Annotated in this window: 10 protein-coding genes; 9 read left to right on the top strand and 1 reads right to left on the bottom strand. The window is 65.2% G+C overall.

What is annotated here, in order from left to right:
- Positions 1-76: 76 nt before the first annotated feature.
- The 6 genes from MJD61_19910 (at position 77) to MJD61_19935 (ending at position 4,386) form a co-directional block, all read left to right on the top strand.
- Positions 77-634 carry a chemotaxis protein CheW gene (locus MJD61_19910; GenBank protein ID MCG8557528.1) on the top strand — a complete coding sequence of 186 codons (558 nt, stop codon included), beginning with the start codon at positions 77-79 and terminating at the stop codon, positions 632-634.
- A gap of 45 nt (positions 635-679) precedes the next feature.
- Positions 680-1,135, top strand: coding sequence for a chemotaxis protein CheW (locus MJD61_19915; protein MCG8557529.1), 456 nt, complete (start codon positions 680-682; stop codon positions 1,133-1,135).
- Positions 1,132-2,019, top strand: coding sequence for a protein-glutamate O-methyltransferase CheR (locus MJD61_19920; GenBank protein MCG8557530.1), 888 nt, complete (start codon positions 1,132-1,134; stop codon positions 2,017-2,019). The genes MJD61_19915 and MJD61_19920 overlap by 4 nt, the downstream gene beginning before the upstream one ends.
- Positions 2,020-2,206: 187 nt before the next feature.
- Positions 2,207-3,085 carry a GAF domain-containing protein gene (locus MJD61_19925; GenBank protein ID MCG8557531.1) on the top strand — a complete coding sequence of 293 codons (879 nt, stop codon included), beginning with the start codon at positions 2,207-2,209 and terminating at the stop codon, positions 3,083-3,085.
- Positions 3,086-3,088: 3 nt separating this feature from the next.
- Positions 3,089-3,469, top strand: a complete 381-nt coding sequence (locus MJD61_19930) for a response regulator (GenBank protein MCG8557532.1) — start codon at positions 3,089-3,091, stop codon at positions 3,467-3,469.
- A gap of 260 nt (positions 3,470-3,729) precedes the next feature.
- Positions 3,730-4,386: a hypothetical protein gene (locus MJD61_19935; GenBank protein ID MCG8557533.1), complete on the top strand. Its 657-nt coding sequence runs from the start codon at positions 3,730-3,732 to the stop codon at positions 4,384-4,386.
- A gap of 414 nt (positions 4,387-4,800) precedes the next feature.
- Here the strand turns inward: MJD61_19935 and MJD61_19940 are convergent, their stop codons facing one another.
- Positions 4,801-5,352, bottom strand: a complete 552-nt coding sequence (locus tag MJD61_19940; GenBank protein MCG8557534.1) for a DUF721 domain-containing protein — start codon at positions 5,350-5,352, stop codon at positions 4,801-4,803.
- On the opposite strand from MJD61_19940, the gene MJD61_19945 reads away from it, so the two are divergent.
- The 3 genes from MJD61_19945 to MJD61_19955 form a co-directional block, all read left to right on the top strand.
- On the top strand, positions 5,347-6,507 hold the full coding sequence (locus MJD61_19945) for a ribonuclease D (GenBank protein ID MCG8557535.1): 1,161 nt from the start codon (positions 5,347-5,349) through the stop codon (positions 6,505-6,507). The genes MJD61_19940 and MJD61_19945 overlap by 6 nt on opposite strands.
- A 39-nt stretch (positions 6,508-6,546) precedes the next feature.
- On the top strand, positions 6,547-8,148 hold the full coding sequence (locus MJD61_19950) for a M23 family metallopeptidase (protein MCG8557536.1): 1,602 nt from the start codon (positions 6,547-6,549) through the stop codon (positions 8,146-8,148).
- A gap of 161 nt (positions 8,149-8,309) precedes the next feature.
- Positions 8,310-9,027, top strand: a 718-nt coding sequence (locus tag MJD61_19955; protein ID MCG8557537.1) for a hypothetical protein, incomplete at its 3' end; no start/stop codon positions are given.

The following is a 9,027-nucleotide window of genomic DNA, read 5'->3' on the forward strand; positions in this document are numbered from 1 at the left end:
CCTCGGCGCCGAAGCCGGCACGAAGCTGGAACGCCAATCGGTATGAAAGCCAACGTCTTCGCTTGGGAGCGATCCAATGAGCGATAGCCTGAGCCGCGCCTCCACGCCTCCGGCAAAGAACAGCGGGCATCCGCTCTTGCCGGCCGGTGATACCATAAGGGAGTTCCTAGCGTTTTCGGTCGGATCCGAAAACTACGCTTTGCCGCTTTCGGCCGTACGTGAAATCATGGCGGTACCCCCCATCACAGAAGTCCCGCGAGCGCCCGCCGCGGTGATGGGTATCGTGTCCGTGAGAGGCCGCGTGACAACGGTGCTGGACGCAAGACGTAGGCTCTCCATGGGACCAACGAAGCTGTCTAGCATGAGCCGCCTGCTTCTCGTGGCATGCGGGCAAGAGACCATGGGCCTTGTGGTCGATCGTATCTTGCAAGTGTTCCGCCTGTCCGAGGACCAGGTCGAGCACTCAGCCAAGATAGGCAGTGACACAGCCGATCACATCGTCGGCGTCGGGCGGGCAGCCTCCCGTCCGTCGCCGCTGGGCACACAGGGACGGCGGCCGCTCGTCCAGGCACCCGACGAAGAGGACTTGTTGCTGCTCATTCTTCTTGATCCCGATTTGCTGATCAGAGATTAGACGGTGCCCGCAACCGAGAGGAAACCGGCAAAGGAAAGGAGTCTGGTGGGCTTCTATGTGGGTGAGGTTCATTACGCCATAGAGATCGCCTGTGTCAGCGAAATCATACGACCGATGGGAGTTGTCCGACTGCCGCAAGCCTCGCAGGAGATCCTCGGTGTCGTGGATCATCGCGGACACGTCGTTCCGATTGTCGATCTGCGGCGCCGGTTCGGCATGAGCTCGCCGGACGAGCTGCAGCGAGCGCACTGGATCGTGGTCAAGGTGCGCGAAGGGCTGGTCGGGCTGGCAGTCGACTCGGTCTCGGAGGTATTCGCCGCCAACGATCCAGGAGAGCGACGCGCACCCGATCTCGGGCCAAGCGAGGCGGCTCGTTCGATCGACTGGGTATACAAGCACCGCGACCGCCTGACGTTTGTGCTGGATGTGGATCGGACGACCGCTCCCGCCGACGCCCTGGATCTTGATGAGGCCCGCAACCTGCTTGCGGAGCCGGCGTGACCCGGTTGACTGGTTCCGAGCAGGAGCCGCCACTGGGTCTGCGCGAGTTCCGGCAAATCCGTGGCTTGCTCAACGCGCGCTTTGGGCTGCAGCTGGAGTACGGCACACGCACCGGCTTCCAGCGCAGACTGCGAGACCGACTATTGGCGCTGGGGCTAGGCGGTTTCAGCGAGTACTGTCGTTACCTGACGGGGAGCAACGGGCGAGATACCGAGCTCGAGCAGGTTGTCGACCTGCTCGCCAACGGCGAGACCTATTTCTTTCGGGAGGCTAGCCAGCTGCGAGCCTTTCAAACGGAAGTGCTGCCGGCCGTACGAGCGGCGACGTCGCCCCGGCGCCGGCTTTCGATCTGGAGCGCCGGCTGTTCGACCGGCGAGGAGGTCTACACGCTCGCGATGCTGATCGTGGAATCGGGCCTGTTCGCATCATGGGACGTGTGCGTCCACGGGACCGACATCTCGCCACGTGCCATCCGTACCGCTCGCGGGGCCTGCTACCGTGAGCCCAGTTTTCGCAGCCTGCCCAGGCGCTACCTGCGCTACTTCGTGCAAGGCGATGCCGGCAGGCTGGTGCATCCGAGCCTGCGAGCACTGTGCTGTTTCGACCAGTTGAACAACCTTGACGCGGAGAAGGCTGCGTTGTTGGTCGATCAGGCCGATGTCGTATTCTGTCGCAACGTGCTGATCTACCTGGATCGGACGGCGCGCGGCCGCCTGCTGCGCGCACTGTACGAGCGGCTTCGGCCGGGCGGCTACCTGCTGCTGGGTCACAGCGAGTCGCTCCTGCGCGTGACCACCCCCTTCGAGCTGGTCGATCTCGCCGGCCACCTGGGCTACCGCAGGCCCGACCAGCCTCGGGCATGGAATACAGGACACTGGACCTAGCACGGCGCAAAAATGTGCGACTCACGCTCTTGCGCGCCGACTGCGTGGCTGACACCCTATCGGTGTCCTGAAAGGAATGCGGCTGCCGTTTGTCGGCCCTCGTGCCCGTCTGCGCTGACCCCCTACACCGACCTCCCACACTGTACGTGTGCCACGTTCCCCCGACCCCGGGGCAGCGGGTGTGACCTTGAGTGACGATAGTCCAAGCAACAAGTCGAGGTCGACGGAGCGTCAGTCTCCCGGCACGCTGGAGCGTGAAGCCTTTGTCCGTACGTTCCTGCGACGCGGCGTGGAGTTTACCGCGGACTTCGTGCGCGAGTACCAAGCACTGAAGGACCAAAACGCTCGGCTGCGCCAGGACAACGCCGAGCTTCGCGCGCAGATGGCAAGCGATGACGTGCTCCGGGACCTCGCTGCACGTCTGGAAGGCATCGAGCAGGAACGGCAGCGGCTCGTGGCCCGCTCCAGGCAGCTCGAGCAGAGCAACCGCGAACATGAAGGACGCCATGCACAGGTCGAGCGCGAGCTCGACGACATGGCCAATCTGTACGTGGCGAGCTTCCAGCTGCACTCGTCGCTGACAGTGCCTCGGGTCGTGCAGCACCTGTGCGAGCTGCTCGAGCAGTTCATCGGAGCCAAGGGCTACGTGCTTTATCTGCTCGACCGCGAGGGGCGGCAAGCCCGTCCGGTCCATGCTCGTGGGCTGGCCATCGCGCAGATCCAAGCCGAGGTCCTGGGCGACGGTGCCATCGGCGAGGCGTGCATTACGGGGCTTGCGTGGATGGTGGATCAACCTGCCCGAGGCGGAAGTCCCTCCAGCCCGCTGGCGATCATCCCCCTTGGCCTGGAGGGCAAGACCATTGGGGCGCTTACCGTCTTCCAGCTGCTTCAGCAGAAGCAGCGTTGGGCACCCATTGACAAGGAACTATTCGAGCTGCTCGCCGCCCATTTCTCCACCGCCCTCGTGGCAGCGAACCTGTACCGTCGTGTGGCCGGTCCGCTTGACGCACTCGACGGTATCGCGGAGGTTCTGGCGGCAGCGCGGCAGACCCGCGAGAATGCGTAGCGTATGTCGGTATATTCGTGCCTAGTAGTCGAAGACTCCCCCATGATGCGCCAGTTGCTCGTGTTCGCTTTGGCGCGAATAAGGAACATGACCGTGACAGAGGCAGACGATGGCGTGGCTGGCTTGAAGCACCTGGCGGCCACCAAGTTCGATATCGTAATCACCGATATCAACATGCCGATCATGGACGGCCTCAAGCTTATTCGACGCGTTCGGGCCGACCGAGTCCACAAGGACACACCGGTGATCGTCATCACCACGGAAGGCTCGAGCGAAGACAGGCAGCGGGCGATGTCTCTCGGCGCCAACGCGTACATCACGAAACCCATCCAAGCGCCGCAGGTGATTGCTACCGTCAAGGAACTGCTCAAGATGAATGCGTAGGGGCTTGCGTTCCCGGAGGTTCATCGGCTTTGAAACCTGTGTGCTGCTCTGCTCCCCGAGGTAAGGCGTCGGGTCAAGATAACATTGCCAGGTCGGTTTTGCGGCGCCCGGCCGGCAAGGTGCGCTGTCGCGCGAATGCTCCCTGTATTCGAAGGCGGCGCAACACCGCTGGACGGGATGGGCCGAAATCGAAGTGGCGATGTCATGTTGACCCGGCGCCTGAGGTCCCGGCTTTCGGCAGGTGCCGCAAGGCGGCCGCTTTGCGGATCCGGCTTTCGTTGCTGAGCGTCGGTCTGACGCTGGGCCTACCGGTCACCAGCGAGGCGGACCTCGACTCCGAGCTTCGTCAAGGAGATGCTTCCTGGCAGAAAATCCCCGTCCACCCACCCGACTACACGCAGTGGTATCGGGCTGGGCTCTTGCTGGCATTTGGCACGGAGGCCTCCGTCGCGTACGGCCTGAGTGGCGGCTGGTGGACGACCGTACAACCGGGCTTCGGCCCGGGTCGCTTGGTGGCGGGAGCAGGCGGGCAGGTGCTCTACGGCAGCGGTTCCGGCGCGATGCGCACGCCCGACCCCACCGGCACGACACCGGCAGACGGCGTACGCATATGGATACTCGCGGCAACGGGTCACCTGCGGTATGTGCTCGACGTCGAACCGCAGTGGCGCCCCTGGGTGGGGCTGGGCGTGGGCCTGTACGGCGTCGTGGTGTCCAGCAAAGACCCCGCCGGTGCCGGCGGATCCGCAAGCGCACCGCCAACACAGGCGCGCTCAGGGCTACGCCAAGGCCTCTCGCTCAGCGCAGCCATGGACTACGATGCAGGCCGCGCCTGGTTTCTCACGCTGGCCGTGAGCGCGCATGTCCTCAAAGGCGGCTACGGAGCACTGCTGCTAACCGCCGGCCGGCGCCTTTAGTTCCTGTCCAGTGACAGCCGCGAGGACGAAAGCCGGCCTGGCGCGATTGTGGGCAGGAACTGGTACCGCTCGCCAGGGATCACGATGGATTCCCGCCGGCTCTGACGGCCCTCGACGCCAATCGATCACAATCCCTGGCAAGCGGTACTAGCTGAGCTTGCCGACTACAATCGACAAAACGGCCAGGCCCAACAAGACCGCCACGGCCAGTGTTCCCAAAGCGATGCTGCTCATCAGTCCTCCATGGGACCACGGACTTCGTCCAGTGGTACGGAGCAAGTACCGCCAAGTTGCTACCCATCGGCCTGAAAGTCAACGCCCGAACGCGCTTCGGTCCTGGTACCGCGCGCAGCGCGGCATCGACAAGAGGGTGGCCGAGCAAGCTCGGTGAGGGCCGGGTTTCGGAGCCGACCCTCACCCCCTCCTGGGGTCGGCGGAGAAACCCGGATCGAACTCCCGGCAAAGGGTACCAGTGTCCCGGCAAGGGGTGCTAGCCTGCGCCTCCAGGCTCGCCGCTGCCGCTCGCCCGATCGCCTCGCGCAGCGAGTCATCCGAAATGCGCGCCAGAGCTCGCGCAATGGTGTCCGGTAGCTGTGTGAGGGACCGATCGACGCTGAGAGGAGGTTCAGCTGGTCCTAGATACGGCGGCAGCTTGCCCACCCGAAAACGCAGCTCTCGAATCGGAATCCGGGGCGCATGCGCCTTCAACGATGCCATGAGCTGATCGTGCAGATACTGCAATTGATCGGCCCATACGGTGGTGCGTGTGTGCACGGTGAGCACCCCGTCGGCGAAACGCGCCGGCCTCGCGTTTCTGCCCACGCGAGCCGGAACCGCTCGATACCACCAGGCGAACGCGGTGATGATCACGCCGTCTTCGGGGCCACGCCTTGGACAGATCCGGTGGACGAGTCGCGACAGGTCTGTCAGGCTGCCTCGCCTGCGGGCTCGATGCGGCACTTGCATAGGTTACCAGCGTCTTGTCGCACCCGCGATCTGATCGAAACCGAGCAGGCTCTGGCCGAGGTGGTGACCGAGCTGCAGTCGGCCACACGGGTCGGGCTCGACACCGAAGGCGACGGCTTCTTCCGCTACCGGGCTCGGCTGTGTACCGTGCAGCTGTCGACAGCAGATAGCGCCTATGTGATCGATACCCTACGGGTCGAGCCCGCCCCCCTCTGCGAGCTCCTCGCAGACACCGGCCCAACCAAGATCGTGCACGATGCCGGCTTCGATGCCAAGCTGCTGGCCGAGCGAGGCGTCCCACTAGGACGCGTGTTCGATACATCGGTCGCGGCGCGTTTCCTGGGTGAGGCGCAAACCGGACTCTCGGCGTTGGTCCGCAAGCATCTCGGCGTCGAGCTCCCCAAGGAGCACCAGCGCGCCGATTGGGGAAAACGTCCCCTGGCGCCCGAGTCTCTAGCCTACTTGCTGAACGACGTGCGCTATTTGATTCCGCTGGCCGAGCAACTCCTTGACAGGTGCCGGCGAAAGGACATCGAGACCGAGGTCGACGAGGAGTGCCTTTACGTGCTGCATCAGGCCACACATCGCGCCGAGCCCACCAAGCCGGCTTGGAGGCGCATACGGGGTGCGGTCGAGCTCGATCGGACGCAGCAGGCTCGACTCCAACAGCTCGTCCGCGTGCGCGAGCGCTTCGCACGTGACCGGGACGTGCCCGCCTTTCGCATCTTGGTGAACTCGGTCTTGCTACGGCTGGCCCGTTCAGCACCTCAAGACGTGCAGGCCGTCCGGCGCACGTTGGGCAGCGCGCAGACGCCCGGACTTGCGTATGCCGTCGTCGAGTCGCTCAAGGGTGTGCGCGCAGACGCTTGCAGCGTGGATAGTGAGGACCAAGCGACCCCCATGCCATCACCGGCCGAACGGGCTCGGCGCCGCCGCTGTGCGAAGACGCTGAGCGCCTGGCGCGATCGCATCGCCCGGGAACGACGCGTCGATGCGCAGGCCGTCCTCCCCGGTCACTGTCTGCGTGATCTTTGCACGCTCAGGCCGCCATCGCTGGACGAATTGAGCCAGATCCAGGGCCTGGGTCGCGTGCGAGCAGAGCGCTACGGAACCACGTTGCTGGCGCTGCTCGCCAGCAGCTGTACGGGCGAGTAGCACATCTCACACGTCCATGCATCTGCGCTCGGAGTGGGGTTGACCGGCGCGCGCGGATTCTGGATCGTGATCGTTGTGGGTATGGGACACCGATTTGTCCTAGTCCTAATCCTGGTCTTGGTCTTGCCCGGCGTGCTTGCCCTGGGACACCTTTCTTGTCCCATCGCCCGTGCGGAGCAAGGCAGCACGCCCTTGATGTCGAGCGTCGCTCCCGCCGAGCCGACAGCCATGAGCAGCGGGGTCCTCGAGCCGATAGCATCGGGAGCGGCCGCGGGGAGCGAGACGGCCTTGGGGGGCACGAGCTCGTCTTTGCCCCAGGCTCGCGATTTCGCAACCACAACGGAGTCCGGCTTGCGCTCCGATTCCGCCGGGCCCACCCGTACCCCCTGGCGAAGACGGCTCCGCCGCAACGTGCCATTCAATCGTATGGCCGACGCTCGAGTCAGCCCTTCCGACTGGCCACCCGAGCCGGCATCCCCAACCACGGTGGATCCCGACAGGCTCGCGCGCGCGCTTCGGAAGCTGTGCGGCTGGATGCCTCGCGGCACGGCCAAGAAGTACGCCCGCTGGAGCCTCGAGTACGCGCGCGAGTTCGGCGAGGATCCCTTCATGCTGGGCGCCATGATCCACCGGCTCGGACGCTGCCGCGCGGAACGCGAGGAGCTCGACGGGCTCGGGCTGACCCTTATCGCCCCGGCGATGTACCGGAGGGGCTTTCGGGGCCGTGCCTATCGCTATTGGGTGTGGCACAACGGCAGTTGGCACGAGCGAGCGCGTCGCTTCGAGCGCTTCTCCTTCAATCCCTGGCAGCTCAAGCGCGCCGAGCCCAACATCTACTTCGCCGCCGGCTTGCTTTCGGTGTGGAGGGAACAGGCGACCAGCCTCGAGATCAGCTTCGAGCAGACTCCCCACCGACACTACGTGTCGCACTTCTTCTGGGGCGATCGCGTGAAGAGCTCCCGCCCCGAGGATCGGGTACTGACCGACCGCCGCCGCTTGCTCGAGTACTACGGGAAGCCCATTCCGCCGCCCCCGCTTTCGCGCGCGGGATTGCTGCTGGGGCCACCACTCGACGGTGCGCCGCGGGTCGTCAGCAGCGCGCTGGGCGCCGATCGGGGCGGTCGTCGTCGTCATCGGGGCATCGACGTGGAGTCCGAGCTCGGCGAGCCCGTACGGGCGATCGCGGACGGAAAGGTCAATTTCTCGGGTGTGGGGCTCAAGCGCCGGGGCAGCAAGCTGCAGCTGCGTCCAAAGCGCACCAATCGCTACAATCGGCGCAGGCTCGGGCGCTCCGGCCGCTACGTCTGCATCGTGCACAAGGGCGGCTCCAGGGGCCCGCTGCAGTCCTGCTACATGCATCTTGAAAGCGTGCGCGTGGTCGTGGGCCAGAAGGTGCGGCGCGGACAGGCCGTAGGAACCGTAGGTCGCACAGGCATGCAGCGCTCGGCTCCTCACCTGCACTTGCAGATAAACAACGACAAGCGGCTGATCGATGGGCTCGAGCTGCTGCGGGGTCACTTGATCGGCCGGCCCCAGGACGATCCCAGGCTCCCGCACGTCCGGCGCGAGATGCGACGCCGCCGCAGACAGGCTCGCCGGCACGCCGCGATGGCTGCTGCGGCGCAGCGGGCGGATCGGTAGTTCCACCGCAGTTGCACTCGAGTGACCGTTCAGGCCCCGGTTACGCATCCGGTGCTTTGCACGAAGCGCGTGATGGGTTATCTTGCGCGCCCTACTTGTCGGCTTGACGCACCCCATCGGAGTAGGCGCCGGCCGCACAGATAGGCGCTTAGGAGGATCGCATGTCGTATGGCAGGTTGGGGTTCGCAGCGCTGGCCATGGTGCTGGCAGCAGGGCTTGGTTGCTCGGACGGAGATGACGGGCACAAGCACGACCATGACGCAGGGCACGACGCGGGGCAGGGGCCCCAATGCACAGGCAACGAAGACCCGCAGGCGGCGGGCACCAAGAAGATGGGTAGCGCGGGCAAGTTCAGCATCGAGATCGTGAGCCTCGATCCCGTGGCGCACGAGGTTTCGAACCAGAACAAGCTGACCATCAGGGTCCTGGACGCTGCGGATGCGCCCCTGGATGGCGCGAGTGTCGAGGTCGAGGTCCACACGACCTTGCACGGGGGCCATCCTGCCGACACCCAACCCACTATCGTTCCCGGCGTTGCCCCCGGCGAGCACGTCGTGAGCGACATCAGCTACGTGCACGCCGGTCCCTGGAAGCTGGACTTCACGATCACCATGGGCAGCGACAGCGACACACTGAGCTTCGTGTTTTGTGTAGCCGGCCCCGATCCCGGTCACGGCATGGTGGCTTGCAAGGGCGACGAGGACCCCCACACGCCCGGCACCAAGAAGGCGGGCAGCGCGGGCGAGTTCAGCATCCAGATCGTGAGCGCCGATCCTGCCGCCCACGGGGTTTCAAGCAAGAACCAACTCACGGTCAAGGTCTTGGACTCCGCGGACATGCCCGTGGTGGGCGCCACGGTGGAGGTCGTGGTGTGGACGC

The organism is Pseudomonadota bacterium, assembly GCA_022361155.1.
In the GTDB taxonomy this organism is placed as follows: Bacteria; Myxococcota_A; Polyangia; order Polyangiales; family JAKSBK01; genus JAKSBK01.